The sequence below is a fragment of the Marinicauda sp. Alg238-R41 genome, assembly GCF_947331485.1.
GTDB classification, from domain to species: Bacteria; Pseudomonadota; Alphaproteobacteria; order Caulobacterales; family Maricaulaceae; genus Marinicauda; species Marinicauda pacifica.
In genome coordinates, this window is record NZ_CAMZOJ010000001.1 from 202,969 (window position 1) to 228,798 (window position 25,830).

General features: G+C 63.1%; 22 protein-coding genes and 1 tRNA gene. 14 read left to right on the top strand and 9 right to left on the bottom strand.

The annotated features are described in order from the left end of the window. Positions 1-33: 33 nt before the first annotated feature. The 3 genes from PGP17_RS00935 to PGP17_RS00945 all read right to left on the bottom strand — a co-directional run bounded on the left by PGP17_RS00935 (position 34) and on the right by PGP17_RS00945 (position 2,355). On the bottom strand, positions 34-669 hold the full coding sequence (locus PGP17_RS00935) for an LON peptidase substrate-binding domain-containing protein (protein ID WP_270373780.1): 636 nt from the start codon (positions 667-669) through the stop codon (positions 34-36). A gap of 94 nt (positions 670-763) precedes the next feature. Next, positions 764-1,717, bottom strand: coding sequence for a thioredoxin (gene trxA, locus PGP17_RS00940; RefSeq protein ID WP_270373781.1), 954 nt, complete (start codon positions 1,715-1,717; stop codon positions 764-766). Between the two features lie 95 nt (positions 1,718-1,812). Then, positions 1,813-2,355, bottom strand: a complete 543-nt coding sequence (locus PGP17_RS00945; RefSeq protein WP_270373782.1) for a prolyl-tRNA synthetase associated domain-containing protein — start codon at positions 2,353-2,355, stop codon at positions 1,813-1,815. 142 nt (positions 2,356-2,497) lie between these two features. Between PGP17_RS00945 and PGP17_RS00950 the strand changes: the two genes are divergently transcribed. Next, a tRNA-Gly gene (locus tag PGP17_RS00950) sits at positions 2,498-2,572 on the top strand. Between the two features lie 502 nt (positions 2,573-3,074). Here the strand turns inward: PGP17_RS00950 and PGP17_RS00955 are convergent. Beyond that, entirely contained in the window at positions 3,075-3,770 is a 696-nt protein-coding gene (locus tag PGP17_RS00955) for an SDR family oxidoreductase (protein WP_270373783.1), read from the bottom strand. Positions 3,771-4,101: 331 nt separating this feature from the next. Between PGP17_RS00955 and PGP17_RS00960 the strand changes: the two genes are divergently transcribed. The 5 genes from PGP17_RS00960 (at position 4,102) to PGP17_RS00980 (ending at position 14,395) form a co-directional block, all read left to right on the top strand. Beyond that, complete coding sequence (locus PGP17_RS00960) at positions 4,102-9,018, top strand: NAD-glutamate dehydrogenase (RefSeq protein ID WP_270373784.1); 4,917 nt, start codon at positions 4,102-4,104, stop codon at positions 9,016-9,018. Positions 9,019-9,264: 246 nt separating this feature from the next. Next, entirely contained in the window at positions 9,265-11,445 is a 2,181-nt protein-coding gene (locus PGP17_RS00965; protein ID WP_270373785.1) for an AGE family epimerase/isomerase, read from the top strand. Between the two features lie 27 nt (positions 11,446-11,472). After that, positions 11,473-12,555: a polysaccharide pyruvyl transferase family protein gene (locus PGP17_RS00970; RefSeq protein ID WP_270373786.1), complete on the top strand. Its 1,083-nt coding sequence runs from the start codon at positions 11,473-11,475 to the stop codon at positions 12,553-12,555. Continuing rightward, on the top strand, positions 12,534-13,328 hold the full coding sequence (locus PGP17_RS00975; protein WP_270373788.1) for a glycoside hydrolase family 16 protein: 795 nt from the start codon (positions 12,534-12,536) through the stop codon (positions 13,326-13,328). The genes PGP17_RS00970 and PGP17_RS00975 overlap by 22 nt, the downstream gene beginning before the upstream one ends. A 14-nt stretch (positions 13,329-13,342) precedes the next feature. Next, positions 13,343-14,395 carry a glycosyltransferase family 4 protein gene (locus PGP17_RS00980; protein WP_270373789.1) on the top strand — a complete coding sequence of 351 codons (1,053 nt, stop codon included), beginning with the start codon at positions 13,343-13,345 and terminating at the stop codon, positions 14,393-14,395. Here the strand turns inward: PGP17_RS00980 and PGP17_RS00985 are convergent. The 5 genes from PGP17_RS00985 to PGP17_RS01005 form a co-directional block, all read right to left on the bottom strand. Beyond that, a complete protein-coding gene (locus PGP17_RS00985) occupies positions 14,387-15,616 on the bottom strand; it encodes a polysaccharide pyruvyl transferase family protein (protein ID WP_270373790.1) in 1,230 nt (409 codons plus the stop codon). The genes PGP17_RS00980 and PGP17_RS00985 overlap by 9 nt on opposite strands. 7 nt (positions 15,617-15,623) lie before the next feature. Continuing rightward, a complete protein-coding gene (locus PGP17_RS00990) occupies positions 15,624-16,946 on the bottom strand; it encodes an O-antigen polymerase (protein ID WP_270373791.1) in 1,323 nt (440 codons plus the stop codon). Continuing rightward, on the bottom strand, positions 16,943-18,232 hold the full coding sequence (locus PGP17_RS00995) for a hypothetical protein (protein ID WP_270373792.1): 1,290 nt from the start codon (positions 18,230-18,232) through the stop codon (positions 16,943-16,945). Before PGP17_RS00995 ends, PGP17_RS00990 begins: the two co-directional genes overlap by 4 nt. 139 nt (positions 18,233-18,371) lie before the next feature. After that, complete coding sequence (locus tag PGP17_RS01000; RefSeq protein ID WP_270373793.1) at positions 18,372-19,091, bottom strand: hypothetical protein; 720 nt, start codon at positions 19,089-19,091, stop codon at positions 18,372-18,374. Next, a complete protein-coding gene (locus tag PGP17_RS01005) occupies positions 19,088-19,348 on the bottom strand; it encodes a spike base protein, RCAP_Rcc01079 family (RefSeq protein WP_270373794.1) in 261 nt (86 codons plus the stop codon). The genes PGP17_RS01000 and PGP17_RS01005 overlap by 4 nt, the downstream gene beginning before the upstream one ends. Positions 19,349-19,495: 147 nt before the next feature. Between PGP17_RS01005 and PGP17_RS01010 the strand changes: the two genes are divergently transcribed. From PGP17_RS01010 to PGP17_RS01045, 8 genes are all read left to right on the top strand, one after another. Then, positions 19,496-20,485 carry an NAD-dependent epimerase/dehydratase family protein gene (locus tag PGP17_RS01010; protein WP_270373795.1) on the top strand — a complete coding sequence of 330 codons (990 nt, stop codon included), beginning with the start codon at positions 19,496-19,498 and terminating at the stop codon, positions 20,483-20,485. Between the two features lie 44 nt (positions 20,486-20,529). Continuing rightward, entirely contained in the window at positions 20,530-21,711 is a 1,182-nt protein-coding gene (locus PGP17_RS01015) for a glycosyltransferase family 4 protein (protein ID WP_270373796.1), read from the top strand. Then, on the top strand, positions 21,708-22,667 hold the full coding sequence (locus tag PGP17_RS01020; RefSeq protein WP_270373798.1) for a GDP-L-fucose synthase family protein: 960 nt from the start codon (positions 21,708-21,710) through the stop codon (positions 22,665-22,667). Before PGP17_RS01015 ends, PGP17_RS01020 begins: the two co-directional genes overlap by 4 nt. Before the next feature lie 176 nt (positions 22,668-22,843). Beyond that, the gene (locus tag PGP17_RS01025; RefSeq protein WP_270373799.1) at positions 22,844-23,956 is read left to right on the top strand and encodes a lycopene cyclase family protein; all 1,113 of its coding nucleotides are present in this window, start codon (positions 22,844-22,846) and stop codon (positions 23,954-23,956) included. A gap of 120 nt (positions 23,957-24,076) precedes the next feature. Next, positions 24,077-24,283: a NepR family anti-sigma factor gene (locus PGP17_RS01030; RefSeq protein ID WP_158291274.1), complete on the top strand. Its 207-nt coding sequence runs from the start codon at positions 24,077-24,079 to the stop codon at positions 24,281-24,283. Next, on the top strand, positions 24,270-24,857 hold the full coding sequence (locus tag PGP17_RS01035) for a sigma-70 family RNA polymerase sigma factor (protein WP_270373800.1): 588 nt from the start codon (positions 24,270-24,272) through the stop codon (positions 24,855-24,857). Before PGP17_RS01030 ends, PGP17_RS01035 begins: the two co-directional genes overlap by 14 nt. A 140-nt stretch (positions 24,858-24,997) precedes the next feature. Then, the gene (locus tag PGP17_RS01040; protein ID WP_135944876.1) at positions 24,998-25,210 is read left to right on the top strand and encodes a NepR family anti-sigma factor; all 213 of its coding nucleotides are present in this window, start codon (positions 24,998-25,000) and stop codon (positions 25,208-25,210) included. Beyond that, on the top strand, positions 25,207-25,818 hold the full coding sequence (locus tag PGP17_RS01045) for a sigma-70 family RNA polymerase sigma factor (protein WP_270373801.1): 612 nt from the start codon (positions 25,207-25,209) through the stop codon (positions 25,816-25,818). Before PGP17_RS01040 ends, PGP17_RS01045 begins: the two co-directional genes overlap by 4 nt. The last annotated feature ends 12 nt before the right edge of the window (positions 25,819-25,830 follow it).

Sequence of the window (25,830 nt, forward strand, 5' to 3'; positions counted from 1 at the left end):
TCTTACGGACTGGCGGTGAGAAGGCCAAGCCCCTTACCGCGGCGGGTCGCCGGACGCGTCCAGTGTCAGGCTCATCATCGACGCCAGGGTGGCAATGCGCGCAGGCGGATCGACCGCTTCGAGCAAGGCCTGCTTGGCATCGGCATCGAAGGGCGCCGCCATCGCGACCTTGTCGGCAATGGTGGATACCGGCGCCTGGGCGAGCGACTCCCAGTCTGCGTCGAGACCCATGTGATCGAAGAAGCGCGCCAGAAGGCTTAAAAAGCTCTCCCTGTCGACCTCGGGCGAGAGCGCCTGAGGCGTCAGATCCCCGCCGAAGCGCGCATAGTTGGCGTGCGCAACCCGATAGGGCGTCAGCGGCTCGGCTTCCGCCGAGATGTCGAACCGGATCACGCCTTGCAGGACAATCAGGTAGCGCCCGTCTTCGGTCTCATTGCGACTCGCGATCACGCCGGCGCAGCCGATCGAGCACAGTTCCGGCTTCTCGCGCGGACCTGAATTTGAGGGCTGGACGATACCCAGATACCGATCGCCGGCCATCGCATCGTCGACCATGTTCAGATAGCGCGGCTCGAAGACGTTGAGAGGCAGGTGCTCTCCGGGCAGCAGAATGCATCCGCGGATCGGGAAAAGCGGTATCTGCGCTGGCGGCTGGATGCCGTGCGTCATGGAAGGTCCTGTGGCCGCTTCTGGTGTTGACGTCGAAGCATGAAGCTAGGTCGCGAACAGGCCGTGTCGACCTGGAACGCCCGGCAATTGCGCGTCAGGAGAACAGGATCGAGGACAAGCGCCGGCGGCCGGACTTGGCAACGTCGGAGGTCGGCCCAGCGGCGTCGAAGATCTTGAGCAGAAGCTGGCGCGCCGCGCCGTCTGCGTGCTCCCTGTCCCGCTCGATGCTGTCGAGCAGATGACGGGCCGCACGATCGAGATCGCCGGAGCCGATCAGGGCCCGTCCAAGCTCGAAGTGCGCCTTGGCGCTATCCGGCTCGTTCGTGACCCGCTCCTGAAGCGCCGACAGATCCCCCGCATCGCCGCTCTCGCCGGCCAGTTCCATGGCCGCGCGAACACTGGCGATGGCCGGATCGCTCTTCTTCGGTTCCGGCACCTGATCCAGGATGGCCTGTGCCTGATCGCTGTCGCCCGAGGCCAGGTGCACACGGGCCAGCCCGGCCACTGCCGTCATGTTGTCGCCATCCATCTGCAGAGCGGCGGCGAAATCCTGCGCTGCACCGCCGAGATCTCCCTGGCCGAGGGCCGCCTCGGCGCGCTCGAGAAGCTGCTCGACTTCCTCTCCGTTCACGTCACCGGACAGGCGCGCAATGAAATCGCGGATCTGGCTCTCGGGCAGCGCGCCCATGAAGCCATCGACCGGCTGACCGTTCTGAAACGCGATCACCGCAGGGATGGACTGGATGCGCAGCTGGCCGGCGATGCCAGGATTTTCGTCGATATTGATCTTGACCAGGCGCACCGCGCCGTTGGCCTTGGTGACCGCCGCCTCGAGCATCGGCCCGAGCTGGCGGCACGGGCCACACCAGGGCGCCCAGAAATCGACCAGAACGGGCACCTCTTTCGAGGGTTCCACGACATCCTGGACGAAATTCTGATCCGTCGTCTCCGAGATCAGGGACGCGGCGGAAGCGGCCGCAGGAGCCGCGTCCTCGCCGGTCGAGGACGGGACAGGTTGCGGCTCACCATTAGGACCGAGAATCGACATGGCATGACCCTTTGATCGTGTCTGACGGAACGAAACTTCGCTCCCTAGTTGGCGCGAGCGTCGCGGCGGCGCAAGCCCCGTCCCGGCGATTGGCGTCACTCGGCCTCATCCGGACCGAGCGGCAGAATTTCGGGCTCGCGCCCCAGCGCGCGGACAAAGTGCAGCAGGTCGGCGCTGGCGATCGCGGTGGTGGCGTCATTGCGCAGCGGATGAAAATTGACCAGCGCCTGCTCCATGAGACGGGCATCGAGCACGAACCGAACCTGCTTGTGCGGGTCGTTGATGATGGCGAAAGCCGTCACCGACCCCGGCGTCACACCGAGGGCCGCTTCCAGCCGCTCGGCGGAACCGAATGAAAACCGCCCCAGTCCCAGGCGCCGGTGCAGCGTCTTCAGATCGACGACCGTGTCCTGGGCGGCCGAAACCAGGACCAGATTGTCCTTCTTGTCCTTCAGGAAGAGGTTCTTCGTGTGGGCGCCGGGCAGGGCCGCCTTGATGTGCTCGCCCTCGTCCACGGTGAAAACCGGCGCGTGATCGTGGGTCCGCGTGGCAAGGCCGAGCGCATCGAGATAGGAGAGCAGCGCATCGCGGCTGACCGGCGGCGCCGGCGGCACGGGGCGGGAAGCAGGATCGGTCATGGGCGTTTCCTGCCTGTTCGGGACGCCGCCTGCAAGTCATCTGAAAAAACCGCTGAAAGCGGGCTGCGCGAAGGCTTGCCAAACCCGTCATGATGGGCGATATACCCGGCCTCCCGGCGCAAGCCGGCACCCCAATGATTGAGCGGGCGTAGCTCAGGGGTAGAGCGTCACCTTGCCAAGGTGAATGTCGTGAGTTCGAATCTCATCGCCCGCTCCATTCTTCTCCTGCTGCTACTACCACGACTATCACGCGGTCGGGCCTGCGCCCGGCGCGTCCCGTTCACCTCACCCTGAGCGATTACTTCCGGGCCGGAAGCAGAGTTTTCACGCTGTTGTGAAGCGCGCGCCGTGGCATTCACCCGGATGCGGCTCCATATGCAAATCCATCACCGCCTGGCGGATTGGCGCAGCGCGGCAAGAAAGAAGACGGATTGGAAAAATGGTTCGGTTTGTGTCTCTCGCTCTCGCGGCTGCAATTTTAGCGCTTGCGACAGTCGTCGCCGCTTGCAGCGGCTCGGACGGGCTCTACATGATTGGATGAACGGATTCGACGAGATGAATTCGTTAGATAATCAGGTCTCAATTGTGCGTCCCCCCAGCCTGCCAATGAGACCTGTCGGGTCACCGGACTCTCCTGTCCCCGTCCGGTGACCCAAAACGAACGCCCCGCGGATCCTGTCCGCGGGGCGTTCTGCATTTCAGTCCGTGCACAACCGCGCCTACCAGGGAAGGTCCTGGCCGTTGACGTGATAGAAGCGTCCGCTCATCGCCGGGTTGGCGCGCGCGATCAGATCGAGCTGGCCCTCGACACATTCCTCCACCGTCAGCAGGCCCTGATCGCCGCCCATATCGGTGCGCACCCAGCCGGGATGCAGGATGAGAACGATCACGCCCTTGTCCTTCAAGTCGACGCTGAGAGACTTCCCGACGGCGTTGAGCGCCGCCTTCGAGGCCCGATAGGCATAGCGCCCCCCTGAATCGTTGTCCGCGATCGACCCCATGCGGCTCGATTGCAGGGCCATCACCTTCAGCGCGGAGGCCGCGACCTGATCGGCAAAGGCTTCAGCGAGCGCGAGCGGCGCCATCACATTGACGCGCTGCGCATCGAGATACGCGTCGAAATCGAGATCGCCGAACCCCTGGGCCTTCGGCCCCATCACGCCGGCATTGGCGAACAGGATATCGAGCGGACCGGTGACGTCCCGCGCGAGCTTCTTTGCCGCATCGGCTTCGCGCGCATCGTAGCTGTGAACGACAAGTTCGCCATCGTAACCCGCCTTGCCCAGCGCCAAGAGGTCCTTGGCCCCTTTCGGGTCGCGGACTGCCGCATGAACGCTCCAGCCGCGCTCGAGCAGGGAACGGGTGTGTCCGAGGCCGATTCCCCGGTTGGCGCCTGTAATCAGGGCGGTGGGCATGGTGTGGTCTCCATCAAGCATAAGTGCGCTCGCACAAACGAACCACATGCCAGGCAATGGGGTCCAGACGGGAGCGCATGGAAGTCGGTGACAATCAATAGAGGGGTATCATGCGGGTGATAATAGCCTGCCGCCACACGGATGCACCGTCTTATCCCCGCGCCGCGCTGCCAGGCCGGTCGCGCGCGCCAAGCCCCCCAGCTGACTTATCGCGCTGCACCATCTGACGCGCCGCTTGAAAGCAATAACGGGCGCGCTAGGCTGCGCGGCATTCGAAAACCGCAGGGCCGCATCGCGCGGGCCCGGCCACAAAAAACTCGGAGCCGACTCCATGAATGCCGTCGTCAGCGTCGCGCACGCCTATGAGCGGGAGACCTTCCTGAAGGAGGCACGCAAACGCTGGAAGGTGGCCTTCGGCGAACCTGGCCCGGAGACGGAAAGCTTCCTCACCCAAATCTGGAACGACGCGCTGGCCGAGGACCTGCAACAGATCGCGCTCGGCGACCTGCTCAACATGACCGAGCAGTTCTGGACCTTTGCCGCGCAGCGCCCGTCGGACAAGATTCTGGTTCGCGTGCGCCCGGCGGAAGACGCCGAGGGCAACGCGATCGGCCGCGATATTCTTGAGGTCGTCAGCCGCGATCGGCCGTTCCTTGTGGACTCGGTGATGGGTGAGATTTCGTCCATGGCGCTGGACGTCCGGGCCATGTTCCACCCGATCGTGCAGATCCGGCGCGACGAGGATGGAGGCCGTGTGGGTTCGGGCGGCCGGGTGATCGCGGAATCCATGATCCAGGTCCATCTCGAACCGCTCGATGAGGCGAGCCGCGCCGAACTGACCGACGGTGTGCTGGCCACGCTGAGCGATGTGCGCGCGGCGGTCGACGACTGGAACGACATGCGTGCGCAGATGGACGAGGCCATCGATCATCTCAAGAACGCCAATACGAAGGCGCCGCGCGAGGAAGTCGATGAAGCGCTCGATTTCCTGGCCTGGCTGCGCGACAACCATTTCGCATTCCTGGGCTGCAGGGCCTTTGAGTTTGACGTCGACGAGTCCGGCCAGCTTCGCTCGCGAGAGCCGATCGTTCTGAACGAGACCGGGCGCGGGGTGCTGCGCGATCCCGATGTGCACGTTCTGCGCAAGTCCGCCGAGCCGTCCCATATCAGCGAGGCGGTGGAATCCTTCCTGCGCGCGCCCTCCCCGGTCATCGTGGCGAAAGCCAATCTCAAGAGCCGCGTGCACCGGCGCGTCTACATGGATTATATCGGCGTCAAGCGCTATCGCGAGGATGGCGTCGTACTGGGCGAGACCCGCTTTGTCGGCCTGTTCACCGCCGAAGCCTACGACCAGATGGCCCGCGACGTGCCGCTGATCCGGCGCAAGGTGCGCCGGGTCCTGGAGAAGGCCGCCAAGACGCCGGGCAGCCACTCGGCGAAGAAGCTTCAGAACATCGTGGAGAATTATCCCCGCGACGAGCTGTTCCAGACCACCGAAGAAGACCTGCTGGAAATCTCGCTGGGCATCCTGCACCTGTTCGACCGGCCGCGAACCAAGCTCTTCCTGCGCCGCGACCAGTTCGACCGCTTCGTCTCCTGCCTGCTCTTCGTGCCGCGCGAGCGCTACAGCTCGCGCGTGCGGCAACTGGCCGGTGAGGTGCTGCGCGAGGCCTTCGACGGCCGGCTGTCGGCCTTCTATCCCAATTTCGGCGACGGCCCGCTGGCCCGCGTTCACTTCATCATCGGGCTGGAGCCGTTCGAGCATCCCGAACCCGATCCGCTGGAGCTGGAGCAGGCCATCGCCGCGCTGACGCGCACCTGGGAAGACGAGCTGGAGACGGCGGCCTGGGACCACGCCGACAGCGATATCCGCAGCGCCGTCAAACGGTATATCCAGGGGTATTCGGCCGGGTATCGCGAGCGTTTCGCGCCGGACGAGGCGCTGGCCGACATAGAGCGCATGGAGCTGGTTTCCGGCGAGATGCGCACGGCCGCGCGCGCCTACCGGCTCGCCAGCGACAGCGACACGCAGATCCGGGTCAAGCTGTACCGGCTCGGCCAGCCGGTTTCGCTGTCCTCCGTTCTGCCCGTCCTTGAAAATCTCGGCGTGCATGTCGAGGCCGAAGCCGGCTACGGCGTCAAGCGCACGGGCGCGGATGGCGAAACCGAGACGGTCTGGGTGCATGAATTCGACATGCATTCCGACTTCGGCCCCGTCACCGATGTCCAGTCGGTCGCCAGCGGGCTGGAAGATGCGATCCTGGCCGTACTGGACGGACGTGCGGAAGATGACGGGTTTAACCGTCTGATCCTGTCGATCGGTATTTCCTGGCGCGAAGCGGCCTTCCTGCGGACCTGCGCGCGCTATCGCCAGCAAACCGGCCTTGATCCCTCCCAGGTCATCCAGGAAGAGGCGCTGACGCTCTACAGCACGATTGCGCGCCACCTGCTCGAATATGCGGCGATACGCTTCGACCCGTCGCTGGGCCTCGAGATGAAGGCGCGCGAGGAGCGGGCCAAGGAGATCGCGGCTTCGGTGCGCAAGGCGCTCGAGGACGTCTCCAGCCTTGACCACGACAAGGCGCTGCGCCGGATGCTGAGACTTCTGGAAGGCACGCTTCGCACGAATTTCTACCAGCGCGGCGAAGAGGGCGAGCCCAAACCCTGGATCTCGCTGAAGATCGCCAGCAAGGATCTTCGCGAACTGCCCGAGCCCAAGCCCTATCGCGAGATCTTCGTCTGGAGCCCGCGTGTGGAAGGGGTCCATATCCGCTTCGGTCCCGTCGCGCGCGGCGGTCTGCGCTGGTCGGACCGGCGCGAGGATTTCCGCACCGAAGTGCTCGGACTGGTCAAGGCCCAGCAGGTGAAGAATGCGGTGATCGTGCCGGTCGGCTCGAAAGGCGGATTCTATCCCAAGCAGCTGCCGCGCGGCGGCGACCGGGAGGCCTGGCTTGCCGAGGGCAAGGAAGCCTACAAGACCTTCCTGCGCGGCCTGCTCGATATCACCGACAACATTGTCGACGACGCCGTGCACAGGCCCGACGATGTCGTGTGCTGGGACGATGAGGACCCTTATCTTGTCGTGGCCGCCGACAAGGGCACGGCGACCTTTTCCGACCTTGCCAACTCGGTGGCGCAGACCGAGTACGATTTCTGGCTCGGCGACGCCTTCGCCTCGGGCGGTTCGGCCGGCTACGACCACAAGAAGATGGGCATCACCGCGAAAGGTGCCTGGGTCTCGGTCCAGCGCCATTTCCGCGAGATGGGCAAGGATATCCAGACCGAGCCCTTCACCGTTCTGGGCGTCGGCGACATGTCCGGCGACGTGTTCGGCAACGGGATGCTGCTGTCCAAGCAAATCCGGCTGGTGGCGGCCTTCGACCATCGCGACATTTTCATCGACCCCAACCCGCAGGACCCCGAGCGCCTGTGGGAGGAAAGAAAGCGGATGTTCGAGCTGCCGCGCTCGAGCTGGCAGGACTATGACCAGACGCTGATCTCCGGGGGCGGCGGCATCTTCTCGCGTTCGGCAAAGTCGATCGCGCTGACCGATGAAATCCGCAAGCTGACGGGCCTGAAGCAGAAGGCGGTCTCGCCCGCCGAGCTGATCTCCGCGCTTTTGAAGATGAAGGTCGAGCTGATCTGGTTCGGCGGCATCGGGACCTATGTGAAGGCGTCCACCGAGCAGAACTGGGAAGTCGGCGACAAGGCGAACGATGCCCTGCGCATCGATGCCAAGGACATGAGAGCTTCGGTCATCGGGGAAGGCGCCAATCTGGGGGTCACCCAGGCCGCGCGTATCGAGTTCTCGCGCAAGGGCGGCCGGTGCAACGCCGACTTCATCGACAACTCCGCCGGTGTCGACAGCTCCGACCACGAGGTCAACATCAAGATTCTGCTCAACCCGATGGTCCGGGAAGGCAGGATGGAGCTGGCCGACCGCAATGCACTCCTCGAGCGCATGACCGACGATGTCGCGCGCCATGTGCTCCAGCACAATTACGACCAGTCGCTGGCGCTGACGATCGCGCAGGCGCACGCGAGCGAGGATGTCGACGCGCACGAGCGCATGATGGAGCGGCTGGAAAAGGCCGGACGCCTGGACCGCAAGGTGGAAGGTCTGCCCACGCCCGAGGCCATCCGTCAGTTCAAGGACCAGTCGCTGGGTCTGGCGCGGCCGGAGATCGCGATCCTCCTGTCCTACGCCAAGCTGTCGCTGTTCGACCGCCTGGTGGCATCCGGCGTGCCCGACGATCCCCATTTCGAGCACACGCTGGTCAGTTATTTCCCGCAGCAGCTGGAAGACTTCTCCGAAGCCATGCAGGGCCACCGGCTCAAGCGCGAGATCATCGCCACGCGCCTGACCAATGACATGGTCAATCTGGGCGGACCGACCTTCGTCCACCGGGCCATGGAATCCACCGGCGCGGAAGTCGATGCGATTGCCCGGGCCTTCGAGGCGGGGCGGCACATCTTCCGCTTCAAGGATTACATCAAGCGCATCAACGAGCTCGACAACAAGGCCCCGGCCAGTGTCCAGCTGGCCCTGTATGACGAGGTCATCCGTCTGATGCGCCGCCAGACCTACTGGCTGGCGCGCCGCGGCCGCGGGGTGGATGCCAGCCATGCTGCCAATATCGACGATGTGGTCGCGACCTATCAGCCCGGCGTGGACTCGCTGAAGACCTGGGTCGCCGATATCATCTCCGACCACGAGACCCAGGGCGTGAAAGCGCGCTACGAAACCTATGTCGAGGAAGGAGCGCCGGAGGACCTGGCGATGGACGTCGCCCGCCTGCGGCCGCTGACCTCGTCATCGGATGTGATCGACCTCGCCCTGACGCAGGACTGGCCGCTGGAAGCGGTCGCGCGGCTCTACCACGCCGTGGGCCGCCGGTTCAGCTTCGACCGGCTGCGCGGCGTCGGCTCGCAGCTCTCCTCCACCCTGCACTGGGACCGGCTGGCCATGCGCCGCCTGATCGAGGACCTCTATGCCAGCCAGCAGACCATCGTTTCGGCAATGATCGCGCACGCCCGCAAATCGGGCGGCCAGCTCTCCGCCGGGGCCGAAGCGCCCGATGGCGATTGGGCCTCGGCCGTGGTCGACGCGTGGCAGACGGAGAACGAGTCCGAGGTCGACCGGGCCGATGGCGCCGTGGAGGAGCTGACCAATTCGGGAGCCTGGACGCTGTCGAAAGTCGCCATCGCCTCCACGCAGCTACGTGAACTGGCGGTTCAGGGGCGATGATCCAGACAGGCCATCGTCCTTGCGCAGGCCCGGCGGCGGCGAAATGGCGCTGCCGGTGCAGGCGCAGACAGGCAGAACAATCGTCCTTGCACAGAGAAGAAAGCGCGAAGCGGGGCGCTGCAGCCGGGTTCAGGCGGCGGTTTTCGACCACACCCGTCCAGATATTTACCGGGCGGCCTCTAATCTTAGATTGATATTCGCCGGCCTTTGCTGCATACGCGAAGAGGCAGTGGGGACAAGCGCAATATGCCAATCAGGCCGGTCATTCTGTGCGGTGGGAGCGGCACCCGGCTGTGGCCATTGTCGACCGCGTTGCGCCCCAAGCAGTTCCAGCCCCTTGCCGGGCCGGTCTCGATGCTGGAGCAGACCGCACTGCGCGTCGCTGCGCCAGCCGGAGGCGGAGCGAATCCGCCCGCATTCTCGCCTCCACTCATTGTCGGGTCGCTGAACAATCGTGAGCTGATCCAGTCCTGCCTGGGCGATTGCGAGCTGATCCTCGAGCCGGTCGCACGCAATTCCGCACCCGCGATCGCCGCGGCCGTGGCGCTGGCAGACGACGACGAGCTCCTGCTCGTCCTGCCGGCCGATCACCGGATCGGCGATGTCGCGGCCTTTCACAAGGCGATTTCGGCGGCCGTCGGGCCAGCCACAGACGGCCAGATCGTGACCTTCGGCATTCAGCCCGTCCATCCGGCGACGGCCTATGGCTATATCGAGGCGGGCGGCGGCGACACGCCCGTGCGTCCGGTCCTGCGCTTTGTCGAGAAACCGGACGCGGAGACCGCGCGCGGCTATCTGGAGACCGGGCGCTTCTACTGGAATGCCGGCATCTTCCTGTTCCAGGCCGGGGTCATGGCCCGGGCGCTGGAGCGCTGCGCACCGGAGGTGCTCACCCAGGCGCGCCTTGCGCTGGGCGAGGCGCGCGGCGGTGTGCGCGTACTCGACAAGGAGGCGTTCAGCCAGGCGCCCTCCATCTCCATCGACTATGCGGTGATGGAACCGCTGAGTGCAGAGGGCCAGGTCAGCGTCGTGCCGGTGGACATGGACTGGAGCGATCTCGGCGATCACGACGCCCTGTACGAGGCGATGGCCCGGGCGCCGGACAATCTTGAACGCGGGCCGGTGCGCACGCGCGAGACCGAAGCCTGCTCGCTCTATTCGGACGGACCGCACCTGGCCGTGATCGGGGTCAAGGACCTGGCCGTGATCGCCTGCCGCGAAGCGGTCCTGGTCACGCATCGATCACGCGCCCAGGAGGTCCGGCACATGGCCGAGGCTGCGCGCGGCTTCGGCTTTGCAGACCTGTTGCCGGAGGCCACAAGGAGCCGGGTGCGCGACTGGGTGTTCGACCGCATGCTGCCCGTGTGGGATCGCCATGGCTGGGACGACACCCATGGCGGCTTCAGGGAAGACCTGACACTCGACACTCCGTCGCAGGAGCATGCGCAGGTCCGGCGCGTGCGTGTGCAGGCGCGCCAGATCTACGCCTTCTCCCACGCTCATATCCTGGGCTGGAGCGGACCGGGCCGCGACCGCGCCGCGCAAGGGCTCGACTATCTGCTGACCCGGGCCTGGCAGCCTGGCCTCGGCTTTGCCCATCGTCTCGACCGTACCGGCCGCATCGTCGACGGCCGGGCCGACACCTACGACCACGCCTTCGTCCTGACCGCGATGGCCTGGGCCCACCGCGCCGGAGTGGCGTTCGATTTCGACCACTGGACCGGGCAGGTCCTGGACACGCTGGACACGCGTCTGGCCACCGGCTTCGGCGGCTATCGCGACAGCGATGCGCCGGAGTCAGGCCTGCGCGCCAATCCGCACATGCATCTGCTGGAAGCCTGTCTGGCCCTGTACGAGGCGCGGCGCGAGCCGCACTGGCTGGCGCGCGCTCAAACCATCGTGGAGTTGTTCGAGCGGTATTTCTTTGACCCCGTCCATGACTGCGTGATCGAGCATTTCACCGGCACATGGCAGCCCGACCCGGAGCGCGCCAACCGGATCGAGCCCGGCCATGCCTATGAATGGGCCGTGCTGCTGGCCCGGTTCGAACGCCATTCGGGGCGCGACCTGACCAGCTGGGTCCGGCGCCTGATTGCCGGGGCGGACCGGATCGGGCGCGACCGCCGCACCGGCTTTGCCTATAACTGCGTCGCGCCGGACGGCACGCCGATCGATGGCGGGCGCCGTCTCTGGCCGCAGACCGAGATGCTGCGCGCCCGCCTGGTCGTGCCTGGCGTGACCGGCGTGGACCAGGCGGACGCCCTGATCGCGGCGCTGTTCGACACCTATCTGGGCGATGCCGGTCCCGGCCTGTGGATCGACGAGTACGACGCGGACGGCAAGGCGAAAAGTGACGCCGTTCCCGCCAGCATAGTCTATCACCTCATGACCGCCTTCGCGCCGGTCATCGATCCGGCCAGGGCCTGACCGCCCGCGCCCCATGGAGCTTGTTGAATGAGTGACACACATACGGTGCGTGCCCCCCGGGTGGCCCTGGTTTCCGGCTTCTGGGGCCAGAATGTCGGCAACGCCTTCTTCAATATCGGCGGCAAGTGGATCCTGGAGCAGGTGTTCGGCGTGGGCGAGGTCGAGTTCATCCAGGACCAGCCCGGCTACCGAACCTTTCACGATCAGCTGAAGGGCAATCCGAAAAACGATGTCGAGTATCTGCGCCTGCTCGATCTCGACTATATCGTGCTGCAGGGCCCGCTCCTGACCACCGGCTTCCGCCATTTGTGGGAGCCGACCTTCAAGGCGCTGACCGCACGCGGCACCAAGATCATCCTGCTGGGTGCGGCCTTCTTCAAGTTCCGCGACAGCGAGTTCGAAGCCGCGCGCAGCTTCCTTGACGAATACAAGCCCGCGCTGATTTCCACGCGCGACAGCGAGAGTTACGCCATCCTGAGCGGCTGGGACCTGGGCGTCCCGCTCTATGACGGGATGGACAGCGCCTTCTTCGCGCCCAAGGCCTATACCCCGTTCAAGGTCGCCGGCGAGCGCTATTACGCCTTCAACTTCGACCGCTACCCCGAGCCGACCATCACGCTGGGCGCGCAGGACCCCGAGGCCGATTTCAGCTTCGAAGCCGACGGCACGCGCTGGAATCTGACCACGCCGAACCTGACCTCGCGCCTGGCCCACCGGTCCAAGGTGCAGGCCTATCTCGGCCATCTGCTCGACCGGCGCAAGCTGCCCGCCGAGCTGAACGGACGCCTGGTGATCCGGCCCGAGCACCGCACCAATCCGCATATGACCTACAAGATCTACCAGCATCCCAATGCGGTCTGCTCGGACGAGCCGTGGACGTATTTCACGATCTACGCCAACTCCGCCCTGACCCTGGCCGACCGGGTGCATGCCTGTGTCGCGACGCTGGCCTACGGCAATCCGGCCATGCTGTTCACGCCCAGCCCGCGCGCCGCCCTGTTCGCCCGCGTCGGCGCCGGCGAGATCAAGACCCGCCCCGTCCAGCTGGACATGGACTGGCTAGAGAACGAACGCACACAGCAGGTGGCATGGCTCCGCTCGCACATCTGATCGCGGCCGGGCTCGCGCTCTCCCCCGCCCCCGCCGCCTCTCCCGCTCCGGCCGGACTGGAGGACGCGGGCGCAGCGTGGACGCTCGTCTTCGAGGACAGGTTCGAGGGCGAGACCCTCGATCCGGCCGTCTGGGCCATCGAGTCCGGCGCGCCCGGCCACATCACCTCCAGCCGCTGGCCGGAGAATGTGGAGGTGCGCGGCGGCCTCCTGCATCTGGTCACGCGCCAGGAGGCCCGCGACTCCAGTGATAACGAGGCCCGCAGCTGGACGACCGGCCATGTCTGGACGCACCGGACCTTCGGCGACGGCGTGTTCGAGGCGCGGCTGAAACTCGCGCCGCAGGCCGGGCTGAACAATGCCTTCTGGCTCTTCCCCGCGCGCCATCCCGCCTCCCTCGGCCTCCAGCCCGGCGAGACCGCGTGCGAGATCGACGTGATCGAGGCCACCCACCCCGCGCGCATGACCTATAACCTGCATGTCTTTACCGCCGGCACGCAGGAGGTTGCGCGCGACATCTACCGCCTGACCAATCCGTGGAGCGCGCCGGAGCCCAATTCGGCCCGCTTCATGGTGCTCTCGATCGAGCGGGACGGTGAGACGCTGATCTGGCGGCGCGACGGCCATATCGTGCGCCGCGCCGAAGCGCCCTGCGCCGGGCCGCTGACCGTGCGCCTGTCCACCGCCACCGCCAGCTGGCTCGACACCCCGGACGACGCCCTGGACGGCACCGCCATGCAGATCGACTATGTCCGCGTGTGGGAGACAGAGTGATGGGCGCGCGGGGGATGCTGAAGATCGTCGCAGTCTTTCCGCCGCCCACCACAGGGATGACGCATGTCACCAAGGCGATTGCGGAGCGGCTTTCAGAGACAATTGACGTTCGGCGCTTCGTTGTAAGCAAAACAGATGGAAAAGCGCGCTTCTGGAGTTTCAGAAAGCATCTTGCGCTCCTACGCCAGCTTACACGCGCGATTTTTTCCGATCCGCAGAAAGCGCCTGTTTATATTGTTCTGGACGCTGGCCAAGGCGCGTGGGGAAGTCTGGTGCTCGTCCTTCTGGCCAAGTTGAACGGCGTCCCTCTGATCATCCACCACCACGTATTTTCCTACGTGGAAGCCTCTACGCTGGCCACACGATCTGTCTTTGCTGTCGCGCCTGCCGAGACGCTGCATATCACGCTATGCCCGTGTATGGCGGACAAGCTGAAGCGGCTCTATGGCGACTCTGTAAGGACGAGCGTGCTCTCTAACGCCGCGTTCATTGCCCCCTCCGAGGCCCAAAGATCACCCGCCCGAGCGCTCAACTCGGTTGGCTTCCTCGGCAATATTACGCGGGAAAAGGGTATCTTGCTTTTCCTCGAAACCATGCGGGTTCTGGAAGACCGGGATATCACCCTGAGCGCTATCATCGCCGGTCCCATCTCAGACGTTGAAATCCGGTCTGAGGTCGATGCATTCATCGCGGAGGCTCCCGAGCGACGTTCGTACCGAGGTCCTGTCTATGGGGAGGACAAGGCAGCGTTCTACCAGGACATCGACGCTCTCCTGTTTCCCAGCCAATACCGCAATGAAGCGCAGCCAGTTACAATCTACGAAGCCCTGGCTGTCGGATGTCCGGTATTAGCGACCGACCGTGGGTGCATTCCCGATCAGCTTCCAAGCGAATGGGTCTTCGATCAGGAGTGCTTTGTCGCATCCGCAGGCGACTTGCTTGAAATCTGGGCGAAACGCGATGGTGAATTTGAGCAAGCTGCCAATCTAGGATGCAGCGTTTGGGTTGAGGCTCAAGCAATGGCACAGAAAGAGCTTCAGGCGCTTTCCGAGCAAATGCTAAGATAGGTCGATTGATTTAAGTACTTCAGAAAACCTAGGGAATTTCAGGCCAGTCACTGCAGCACGAACCTTAGAGCTTTCAGCTTCACGGTGTTCGATAGCATGATAAATAAAATCCTCGATGTTTTCTGGAACGAATTGGTCGATATCCCAGACTTGTTCTGAAAGATCGAGATCTTCCATTATACCGGTGGACTTGTATGTGTACGCGAGTGCTGCCGTAGGAACACCACCAAGCAGCGCGAACACACAAGAGTGAAAACGCGATCCGATAAATGCATCGGCCCGCTCCAACATTCCACGCATCACCGCCGTTGAGCGATCGGCTCCATCGTGAACGACTGCCTTTCCGCACAGATATGCAATCTCCTCGCTCAATCGAAGATCGCTACTCACTTGATTAAATATAACAATGCGCCGCCCAGTATTATCGTAAAGCCTCTTTAACAAGTAAACTATCTTTTCCTTATATTCTGACCTCGACTTTTCTTTGTCGCTTGACGATGGAAAAGGCCAGTCAACAATCGTCGCTCCAATAAACTTATCGTCAATAGAAATTCCAAGTTCTCGCAATGCCGCCACACCGCCAACGCGATCCACTTCACCGTGCTCAAATGCAATATCTGTTGTACGAAGCACCTTCGATTCTGGCAGACCCAAATCATCGATCAAAAATTCGTACGTGAAGCGCTCACGAGCGCAGATCAGCTTCGCCTTACCCAGAACCCGCGCCGTGAGATTCCGCAAACTCTTGCTTCGGATCGGCCCGATTGTCTGCGGAGCTAAAATCACGGGCGTTTTAAAGTGGTTGGCAAGATGCAACTGCGTCAGATTGCCAAGAATCGACGCATTGACGTCGAGGAGAAAGCCACCGGCGCAACTGATCACCAGGTCCGCGTTTTTGATGGCGTAAACACTCTCTCGCTGCGCCCTCGGCGGCAGACCGATTGGCCAGACTTTAGGGGCCCCAGACGCCGCGAACAGGTGGGTGCCGGTTAACCGCAAGCCATTCATTGCACGACGCTGCCAAGCAACCGGTGCGTAGCTTCTTGCAGGCGGAGGGCTCCATGACACACTCGGCAGATGCTCGCGCTCCAGCTCTGGAAAATGAGCGATTCCCGATACTTCGGTCTCCCTGCCAAGCCCTTCGAGGATAGCAGCATGGAGCGCCTCGACAAGGAGCGCGTCGCCACGATTGCTGGAGCCAAACACATTCGAAATTGTCACTCGCATTTCAGGCGGCCCTTTTCTGCCCTGAAAACCGCACCCAAAATTTGATTATCAAAAGCCCTGCAGAAAAATAGATGATGTGAAAAAGACTGTTTTCTAATCCTGATTTCAAAACACCAAAAGACAACTGAAATACGACATAAAAATAGAAGCCACCAACCAGAGGTTCACGCAGCACATAGTCTCGCAGCGAATCCGTCAATCTGAGCAGCACTCCGAAGAACAGCCCACCAACAACCAAGCCAAGCCAGGAGAAGGCGTGATAGAACTCACCGTAAACAGTCGGCGGGGCGCCAGACAAACGGTCGCCGTATACGTGCTGCCGGATTTCTATCGCAAGGATATCGGGCTTGGTCGGCCACAGATCTCGCGGGACGAAACGACCAGCAATGTTCACGAGGTTTTCGCCGTAGGAGAGACCCTCATCGCGGGTCAGGACGTAGGCCCCACTATAGAGGTCCAGCAAGGGAAATGTCCCGCTGACGATCAGTAGCCCATCCGGCAACGCCTGGCGAAGCGCAACCCCTAACGGAATCGATTGCTGGGCACTAATTCGCATAGCATATCCCCCAACAATTACGGCGCCCACAAGTACAATTGCGGCCGCCGCTCCCACCAACGAGCTAAAGGTTAGTTTCAAGTGCCTCCGGTTCACCAGAACGCCCGCGGTGGCTAAGGCGACAAAGAGCTGGGTGAGCATGGCGCCTCGGCCACCAGTGAGGAACACCCCAATCATGTGACAGAGAAGAGCGAACGTCGCGATCAAAGCGGCCGGCCCCAATCGGCGCTTGGATTCGAGGCTAGCGTAAATCATTATCAATAGCGGCGCAAAAGCAACGGTAATAAATATACGCAAAATTGTAACTGAGCTACCGAATGTTAAGGCTCTTCTCTGGAGCGCTACAAATGCCTGTCCAATGCCGCCGTATAGCGATGCCAATCCGACAATAAAAACTAACCAACACGCCAGAAAGAGAATCAGGCTAATTTTAAATAGCCTTGTATCGTGCTCGGGTACTATAAAATTAGCGAATCTAATGGATGCATTTTTTGTCCCACGATGCCCTAGCAGAAAGTACCCCATCAAAGTAAAAATTATTGCGACACAAATTTGGAAGACAATCAAATCAATAGGGATGTGAAAATTATTGCTTAATAACGACCAATAAAAATAACTTGGGACATCAAAATTTCTGACAACAAATAGTCGGAATAAAAGACCTAATACCAAATGTACTCCGAATAAGAAAATTGCCGATGTAATGCCAACGCGGAATCCAGCCGCTAAAGCAATGGCTAAAATCGAAATTATAAGAATGTAGGTCATCTCTCCACCCTAGGAAACAAGACCAGGGCCGAGACAAGACCTGCGGATATTCCCCCGCGTACCAAACCTGCGGCACCCGCTGCCAGAGCTATCGTGAACAAGGAGCTTCCAGACAAGACAATGATTAATCCGAACACGGTTAATGCCAGCACGTGGCTAATAAGGTCATAGCCGCTTCTGCCTGCATTGATAAGGAAGATTTCCGGCGTTCCAAAGAAGCCCCGGGCTAGGCGAAGCAACGCAAGAACCCGGACAGCCGAGGCTTCTGCACTCGTCACTGCAACGTCGATCGAAAAGAGACTAAGAACGAATTGAGGAAATGCAGCCACGGTACCCAGGACCAACGCTTGGGACATAAAGTTGAAAATGTATAACTTGAAGAAAACTTGGCGGCGCTTCCGGATATCGCTTGAACGAACAGACATCACGACATCCTTTGCCCAGAAGCCGATAATCAGAGCGGTCGCGGTCGCACTTAATCCGATTAGTCGCAGCGCCACGCCTACGACGGCGGCATCGCTGTAGGTCAGAAGGGCGGCAGCTAAAATTACTGGCAACGCCAATAAGGATTGATTTCCAACTTGAACCAAATGCAGCGAAATTAATTCGCCGATATTGTATCTTATCCTTCGAATAGACCTAGGCAGAGACAGAAATCGGGGCCGGGACCCGCATATAAAAATACAATATAAAGACGAAAAAACATATCCCAATGCCAACGTTAGGGCTATGTATTGTACAAATATTGTAGGTTTGAATGCGACGAGCATCACCCCCAGCATTGCGATCACGAAGGGGAATATAAACTCAACCGATGTTGAGGCGATCAATTTACGCTGCCCTTTTAAGGACTCGGCATACGTCCGGACAATCGCGTACGCCCCGGCGCCAAGACACAGTCCGACAACTACCGACGCAGGAAGACCGCCGATTGCGTTATCTTCTGATAAAATGAAGTAAGTTACGGAAAGGCAGCTCAAGATAACTGCTGCGCCGAGTGAGAGTGTGTTTGTAACGCTCAGCCAAACTGCGGTTGGTGGAGACTTCAGTGACTTCTTTGTCGCGCTTCGCCGCAGAATGAACGCTGGCAATCCCAGGCTCGCGAGCGTGCCAGCGTAGACCACCAAGCTCTGGCCCGTGGCAAAGACGCCGAGCGCAGAGTCTCCGAGCAGGTATCCAATCAGAGCTAGAACGGCGAATTGGAGACCTGTTCCCGAGAACCGCCCCACTCCAAAGAGCGCGAACCGAAATACGGACCGCATATTTTTAGAGACGGCATTGCTCATTCTGAGCCTTCCCCGCAAAGGGAAACAGCTCGTTCGCGTTGGCTCAGCGGCGCATCCAAGAGTCTTGCCATCCCGATCCCCGATATCGCTAAACCGCGCGAATGTATCGGGCAGACAACAGGGGTTGGCAATCCGAAAGCTAAAGGCTCCCGCTAAAAAAATCCTCGCTACTTAACCGCCTCGGCCAGATTGCGATTATCGATAGACCGCCCATAAGATAGCTATCAAGAACTCTGGTCCCCAAACGTATCGCGTTAATTGTCCCGGGTAGCGCGGCGGTTTCATCGAGTCCCGTTTCCTCCCGATCTCGCTGAGCCCACAAATTATCGGTCTCGATACCGGCCACGATTCTTGAAGCCCCCACCCTGGCGGGGAAGGCGATCGTGCCCTGATCGGTGCCGGCGGTCGAAGTGGTAAACACCTGCGCATTGCCCGCATTGTGGGCCCAGATCTGGGGCCAGCGATTGCTGGTGGTGCCGTCGTCGATCGTCAGGGCGGCCTGAAGTCCGGTGAGGACGGGCAAATTCCATTCCACCATGAGCGTGAAGGGCTGGAGCGGGTCGAAGCCGAGCGCCGGCAGGTCGGTGAGCGAGATCGTGTCCTCCGGCCCGTCCACGCGCAGGCCCTGCGGCGTCAGGCGCGGCGCGGCGGCGCCCAGGACTGCGCCGGGCAGGTCGGCGATGGTGTCGTAGACCCGGCCGCGTACCGCGTGCCGGTCCCGCCCGCCGGTGAAGTTCAGCACCAGGCCGGTGCGCGCCGCCTCGTGCAGCAGGGCGCGCGGCCCGGACATCCCTTCAAGGCAGGGGGCGAGGCGGTCGGCCGCAACGGCCGGCAGGCCGGTGGCCAGGCCCAGCCTCATGCCAGCCCCACAAGGCCGCTCGCGCTCGTCCCCGTGGCCAGGACACGCCGCGCGCGAATGGCATACTGGATACCGGGCAGAAGGCCGGGCAGCACGGCGGTGTCCCCGCCCACGGTCAGGACCGCGACATCGCCCTCTCCGGCCACCATCAGGCCGCGCGTGGGCCGGGCCAGCTCCGCGCCGTCATCGGGCACGATGGCAAAGGCGTAGGCGGGCGGGCTGTCGAGCCCGGCGGCACGCGCATCGAAGTCACTCATGGCAGGACGTCCTCTCTCAACCGACAGGCGCCGAGCGTAGAGCCGCGGCCACAGGGCGGGGATAAAAGCCCGCACCGTCATCTACTTGTGATTGACGGCTATGCTGCGATGCGGCATCAAGATCGGGTCGAGTACGGGGATAGCACGATGACAAAAACGGCACTGGTTTGCGGCGCGGGCGGTTTTATCGGCGGACACCTGGTCAAACGCTTGAAACAAGAGGGTTTCTGGGTTCGCGGCGTCGATCTGAAATTCAACGAGCACGCCGAAACCGAGGCCGATGATTTCGTGATCGGCGATCTGCGCGACCAGCTCATCGTACGCGACGTGGTCGACCGGCGCTTTGACGAAGTCTACCAGCTGGCCGCGGACATGGGCGGCGCCGGCTACATCTTCACCGGGGAAAACGACGCCGACATCATGCACAACTCGGCGACGATCAACCTGAACGTCCTGGATGCCTGCCACAAGCGCAACATCAAGCGCGTCTTCTATTCCTCCTCGGCCTGCATGTACCCCGAGCACAACCAGCTCGACCCGGACAATCCCAACTGCGCCGAAGACTCCGCCTATCCGGCCAATCCCGACAGCGAATACGGCTGGGAGAAGCTGTTCTCCGAGCGGCTCTATCTGGCCTATAACCGCAATTACGGCATGCAGAACCGGGTCGCGCGCTACCACAATATCTTCGGACCGGAAGGCACCTGGCAGGGCGGCAAGGAGAAGGCTCCCGCCGCGATGTGCCGCAAGGTCGCCAGGGCGCCCGAGGGCGGCAAGATCGAGGTCTGGGGCGACGGTCTGCAGACCCGCTCCTTCCTCTATGTCGACGAGTGCGTGGAGGGCACGACGCGCCTCCTGCGGTCCGATTTCGAAGGCCCGGTCAATATCGGTTCCGAAGAGATGATCACGATCAACGGTCTGGCGAAGATGGTGATCGAGATTTCCGGCAAGGATGTCGGGATCGAGAATATTCCCGGCCCGCTGGGCGTGCGCGGACGCAATTCCGACAACCGCCTGATCCGGCAGAAGCTCGGCTGGGCCCCGTCCCAGAGCCTGCGCACCGGCATGGACAAGACCTATGCCTGGATCACCGGCGAAATCCAGCGCCAGCACAATCAAGGCATGGCCGCCGAGTAGCGGCGCCGAGTGGAGAGACTGCGCCGCCAGTCCGGGTTCCGGCCATGAAAATCCTGCTTCACGACTATGCCGGCCATCCCTTCCAGGCTGAACTCAGCCGAAAACTCGCCAGCCGCGGTCACACCGTGATCCACGCCTATTTCGGCGCGGATCTCGGTCCCAAGGGACGCATGCAGCGCGAGGCCGGCGACCCGGACTGCCTGCAGTTCGAAGCCGTCGACCCCGGCACGGATTATTCGAAGACCAATTTCATCAAGCGCCGGGCCGGCGACCTCGCCTACGGCAAGGCCGTCGCGCGCCTGATCGGCGCGCACCGGCCCGATGTCGTGATTTCGGGCAATACGCCGACCGAGGCGCAACAGGCCATTGTCGAAGCGTGCCGAAAAGCCCCTTGCAGCTTCATATACTGGTGTCAGGACTTCTACTCGATCGCCGCATCGCGCCTGCTGGAAAAGCGCCTGCCCGGTCCCGGCCATCTGGTCGGCGCGTGGTATCGCCGCCTGGATGCGCAGCAGATGCGCGCCGCCGATCACGTCATCCTGATCACCGACGCCTTCCGCGCCCAGACCCACGCCTGGGGCATCGAGGATCATCGCGTGTCGGTGATCGCCAACTGGGGCGCGATCGACGAGATCCCGGTGCGCCCCAAGGACAATGACTGGGCGCGCGAGCAGGATCTGACCGGCAAGCGCGTCGCGCTCTACACCGGCACGCTCGCCATGAAGCACGATCCCGGCCTGCTGATGGCGCTCGCCGAAGCCGACCTGGCCGAAACCGTCGTGGTCGCCGCCGGCGTCGGGGTCGCAGCCCTGGAGGAGGCGAAGGCAAAGCGCGGACTGGCGAAGCTTCGCCTGCTGGGCCTTCAACCCTTCGAGCGCTTTGCCGACGTGCTGGCCAGCGCCGACGTCCTGCTCGCCGTGATCGAGGAAGAGGCCGGAGAGTTCTCCGTTCCCTCCAAGGTGCTCAGCTATCTGTGCGCGGGCCGGCCGATCGTGCTGTCCGCGCCCGCCGACAATCTCGCCGCGCGCATTATCGTCGAGGCCGGTGCGGGGCGGGTCGTGGAGCCCCGCGACTATGACGGTTTCGTCAGTGCGGTACGCGACCTGCTCACAGACCCCATCGCAGCCGAACGCGCGGGCCGGGCCGGTCGCGCCTATGCGGAAGCCAATTTCGACCTGGACACGGTCGCGGACCGGTTCGAGCAGGTCATCGAAAAAGCACTGTGACCCACGCAGGCGCCCACTCCACGCTCTCCGGCAAGCGCATCTGGGTGGCCGGCCACCGCGGCATGCTGGGCTCGGCCCTGATGCGCCGTCTGGCGGGCGAGAGCCCGGCCGAGCTGCTTCACGCAACCCGCGACGCGCTGGACCTGCGCGATCCCGGCGCCGTCCTGGCCTGGACCCGCGACACGAAGCCCCAGATCGTCTTCGTCCCGGCCGGGACTGTGGGCGGCATCCGCGCCAACATGACCTACCCGGCCGATTTCCTGAGAGATAACACGCTGATTTCGGTCAACGTGATCGATGCCGCCTTCCGGGCCGGGGCCGAAAAGCTGGTCTATGTCGCCTCCTCCGCCGTCTATCCGGTCGATGCCGCCCAGCCCTTGACCGAAAGCGCCCTGATGACCGGTCCGCTCGAAGCGGCCCATGCCGGGTATGCCTTCGCCAAGCTCGCCGGCATCAAGATGTGCGAGACCTACCGGACCCAGTTCGGCTGCGACTTCATTTCGGTCCTGCCGACCAATCTCTACGGGCCTGGCGATAGCTACGACCTTGAAAATGCGCATGTCGTGCCGGCCCTGATCCGCAAGGCGCACGAAGCGCGCCTGCGCGGGGAGCGCGATCTGGAGATATGGGGCAGCGGCGCCTCGCGCCGCGATTTCCTTCATGTCGACGATTGTGCCGATGGGCTGGTCCACCTGGCGAGACGCTATTCGGGCGAAACGCCGGTCAATGTCGGCAGCGGAGCCGATGTCAGGATCGCGGAACTGGCGGCGCTCGTCATGGAGACGGTCGGGCTGGACGGGGCCCTCGTATGCGACCGGAGCAAGCCTGACGGCGCCCCGCGCCGCCTGCTCGATACCCGGACGCTCCAGGCTCTGGGCTGGCACCCTTCGATCGGGTTGCGTGAGGGGCTGGCGTCGGCGTATCGCGACTTCTGCGCGCGCTACGGTGAAGCCTAGAGCCTGCTCGTTCTGCCAGGGCGGGAGACCCGCCGGGTCCGGCATCCGGTGATCGGGCGCTCCCGATGGCCGCGCCAATAGAAAGCCGCAGTCAGAAGCGCCGTGCGGCCTTTGCAGCCGCGCCGTTTCGGGCCACGCTTGCACCGGTTGAAACAGCGAATGCAAACCGGTTGCCCGTGTCCGACTCCATAGATACCGATTTACTGATCATCGGCGGCGGGCTCGCGGCCATGGCGCTCGCCAACCGCCTGATCGAGAGCGGGGCGCGCTTCCAGGTCCGGATCATCGAACCGCGCGACGATTTTGCCCAGAACCGCGCCTGGGGCCTGTGGGCTCCGGCCCGTCATGCCTTATCCCCCTTTGTGAACGCCCGGTGGACGCGCTGGTCGTTTTCGCGCGACGGCGGAGGTGGCGCAGAGCACGCTATCCCCGGCCTGTCCTACCAGCTGGTGGAGAGCGGGCCGCTTTTCGCCCGGCGGCGCGACCGGATCGGCGACGCGCCTCACATCCGGCTGGAGACGGGGATAACCGCGCACCAGACCGGGCATAGCGGCGGATCGGTCTTCGTCGAGACCAATGCCGGCCGCCTGCGGGCGCGCCATGTGATCGACACGCGGCCGGCTTCCGCGTCATCGTCTCAGATACCGGTCATGTACCAGTCTTTTGCAGGGTGTTTGTCGCAGGATGGCGGCGGGACCGCGTCCCCGTGCGCGGAGATCATGACGCGGATGCGGTGCGATAGTGCCGGTCTCGCCTTCGATTATGTCCTGCCGCTCGGCGACGGCCGCGTCCGCACCGAGACCGTGCGCTGGAGCCCGGTCCCGCTTGAACGCGCCCGGCTTGAAGCCGAGCTTGACGAGCTGCTCTCCCGGCGCCGCTGGACCAGGGCCGGACCGGTCAGCTACGGCGTCCTGCCCACCGGCCTTCCCGCCCCTCGCGAGCACCCTGTCCGCGGCCTGGTCGCAGCCCGGATGCAGGCGGGCGGCTGGCGGGCGGGGGCCGGTCAAAGCCTGCTGAGACTGGAAAACTGGGCCGGAACCGTCACCCGCCGCCTGCTCGCCGGGCGCGCGCCGCCGGCCTTTCACGGCCCCGGCCTGGTGGCCGGACTGGCCAGCCGGCGCCTGCTCTCTGCCCTGACCCGCGACCCGTCGGCGATGGACCGGACCGTGCTCTCCCTGGCCGGGTCCCTGCCCCCCGCCACGCTGGTGCATGTCATGACAGGCAATCCCGGCGTGCGCGACAGCGCCCGGCTCATGCTCCATTTGCGCGCGCGAGCCGACACGTCCTGAGCCGCGCGCTTGGGCCAGGCCAACCAGCTGCATTGGCTTGCGAAACCGCATGCCCGGAACGGAACTCCGGGCCGCCGCGGGAGTTCTTACGGCATCGAGGGCAAAGGGTTGGAGCCTGCTTTGGCGGAGAATTCAAAAGCGCACGACACCGACGGGCACGCCAGGCGCTCCAAGGCGGAGGCGGGCGACGCCGAGCTTGGCGAGTTCGGCAAGCGGCTCAGGCAAATCTATCAGGACACGGTCGACGAGCCGATTCCCGACGAGATGAAGTCTCTGCTCGACAGGCTGGACGACAACAGTAACGGGCGCTCCGATGGCGCAAGCTGACTCTTCGGCGTTCAAGACGGAGCTGGCCGAACTGATCCCGCATTTGCGGGCATTCGCCCGGAGTCTCTGCCACAACGCGGCCGAGGCCGACGACCTCGCGCAGGAAGCGCTGGTCAAGGCCTGGCGCGCCCGCGAAAGCTATACGCCCGGCACGAATTTGAAAGCCTGGGTCTTCATGATCCTGCGCAATCATTTCTATTCCGAACGCCGCAAGGCGTGGCGCAAGAACGAGGTCTCCACCGAAAAGGATATCGAGCGCCCCGGTCCGGCCACGGCCGCTCAGGATGCCTCTGTCCAGCTCGAGGAAGTGCGCCAGGCGCTCGACAGCCTGTCCGAAGAACAGCGCGAGGCGCTGGTCCTGGTCGGCGCTGGCGGGTTTTCTTACGAGGAAGCGGCCGAAATCTGCGACTGCGCCGTCGGCACGATCAAGAGCCGCGTAAGCCGTGCGCGTGCCAACCTGCTTGAACTGCTGGAACGCAAGCAGTTGAAAAACAAGACACCTCATACCAGTTCGGTCATCGACACGCTGATGCAGGAAGCGGCCACGCGTGCCGGTGAACGCGAGCCGAAATGACCGTCCCGGCCCACACGCTCTTCGTGAAATCTGCTTTGTTTACCTGATTATTCGTCTACCCGGCGCTTTACGCGGCGAGCCGGACACCTATATGTTCAATGACTGGTGTATTATGATTTTAATATTTCGATCGGTGAATAATGAACGACTTTCCCGAAGACCTGAAGCCGTCGCAGGGCGCCAATCTCGGTGCGACCGAAGCAGGCGAACCTGAGGAAAGGATCAGCGAATCGCTCGACGCCTTTACCAAGGGTTTGAAAAATCTCTTCGATCAGACACTGGCAGAACCGATACCAGACAGCTTCAACGAGCTTCTCGACAAACTCGATGAGAAGTGGGAGGGCGATGAATGAAGACGCACACCACTCCGGGGCCCGACCCCAGCGATCCGACGGCATTCAAGAACGCGCTTGCCGAGCTCGTGCCATACCTTCGCGCCTTTGCTCGCAGCCTCTGCTCGAATGCGGCCGAAGCCGATGACCTGACCCAGGAGACGCTTCTCAAATCCTGGAAGGCCCGGATGAGCTTTCAGGCCGGGACCAATCTGAAAGGCTGGACCTTCAGGATCCTGCGCAATCACTTCTATTCCGAACAGCGCCGCGCCTGGCGCAAGAATGAAGTCTGCGACGAGGACGCCGGCGTCTCCACTGCTCGTGAGGCCAGCCAGCACTCGGCGATCGCGCTGGCCGAAGTTTACGAGGCCCTCGACACGCTCCCGGCCGATCAGCGTGAAGCGCTGATCCTGGTGGGAGCGGGCGGATTCTCGTACGAGGAGGCCGCAGAGGTCTGTGCCTGCGCCGTCGGCACCATCAAGAGCCGGGTCAGCCGAGCCCGCGCGACCCTGCTCGAGACGGTCAACTCAACCGAGACTTACCGCGACAAGAGCGCGAACGGCCGGGGGGCACTGAACAAGATCCTGAGTGAAGTCGAGCATCTCTCAGCCGATCTGGCCTCCAGCTAGAGTCCGGATCTA

Bases quoted from the DNA above. Each gene is read 5' to 3' on its own strand.
- PGP17_RS01000 (WP_270373793.1), bottom strand. From the start codon at position 19,091: ATGAGGCTGGGCCTGGCCACCGGCCTGCCGGCCGTTGCGGCCGACCGC.
- PGP17_RS00935 (WP_270373780.1), bottom strand. From the start codon at position 669: ATGACGCACGGCATCCAGCCGCCAGCGCAGATACCGCTTTTCCCGATC.
- PGP17_RS00955 (WP_270373783.1), bottom strand. From the start codon at position 3,770: ATGCCCACCGCCCTGATTACAGGCGCCAACCGGGGAATCGGCCTCGGA.
- PGP17_RS01005 (WP_270373794.1), bottom strand. From the start codon at position 19,348: ATGAGTGACTTCGATGCGCGTGCCGCCGGGCTCGACAGCCCGCCCGCC.
- PGP17_RS00960 (WP_270373784.1), top strand. From the start codon at position 4,102: ATGAATGCCGTCGTCAGCGTCGCGCACGCCTATGAGCGGGAGACCTTC.
- PGP17_RS01045 (WP_270373801.1), top strand. From the start codon at position 25,207: ATGAAGACGCACACCACTCCGGGGCCCGACCCCAGCGATCCGACGGCA.
- PGP17_RS00975 (WP_270373788.1), top strand. From the start codon at position 12,534: ATGGCTCCGCTCGCACATCTGATCGCGGCCGGGCTCGCGCTCTCCCCC.
- PGP17_RS01035 (WP_270373800.1), top strand. From the start codon at position 24,270: ATGGCGCAAGCTGACTCTTCGGCGTTCAAGACGGAGCTGGCCGAACTG.
- PGP17_RS00965 (WP_270373785.1), top strand. From the start codon at position 9,265: ATGCCAATCAGGCCGGTCATTCTGTGCGGTGGGAGCGGCACCCGGCTG.
- PGP17_RS00945 (WP_270373782.1), bottom strand. From the start codon at position 2,355: ATGACCGATCCTGCTTCCCGCCCCGTGCCGCCGGCGCCGCCGGTCAGC.
- PGP17_RS00970 (WP_270373786.1), top strand. From the start codon at position 11,473: ATGAGTGACACACATACGGTGCGTGCCCCCCGGGTGGCCCTGGTTTCC.
- PGP17_RS01040 (WP_135944876.1), top strand. From the start codon at position 24,998: ATGAACGACTTTCCCGAAGACCTGAAGCCGTCGCAGGGCGCCAATCTC.
- trxA (WP_270373781.1), bottom strand. From the start codon at position 1,717: ATGTCGATTCTCGGTCCTAATGGTGAGCCGCAACCTGTCCCGTCCTCG.
- PGP17_RS00990 (WP_270373791.1), bottom strand. From the start codon at position 16,946: ATGACCTACATTCTTATAATTTCGATTTTAGCCATTGCTTTAGCGGCT.
- PGP17_RS01015 (WP_270373796.1), top strand. From the start codon at position 20,530: ATGAAAATCCTGCTTCACGACTATGCCGGCCATCCCTTCCAGGCTGAA.
- PGP17_RS00995 (WP_270373792.1), bottom strand. From the start codon at position 18,232: ATGAGCAATGCCGTCTCTAAAAATATGCGGTCCGTATTTCGGTTCGCG.
- PGP17_RS01010 (WP_270373795.1), top strand. From the start codon at position 19,496: ATGACAAAAACGGCACTGGTTTGCGGCGCGGGCGGTTTTATCGGCGGA.
- PGP17_RS00980 (WP_270373789.1), top strand. From the start codon at position 13,343: ATGCTGAAGATCGTCGCAGTCTTTCCGCCGCCCACCACAGGGATGACG.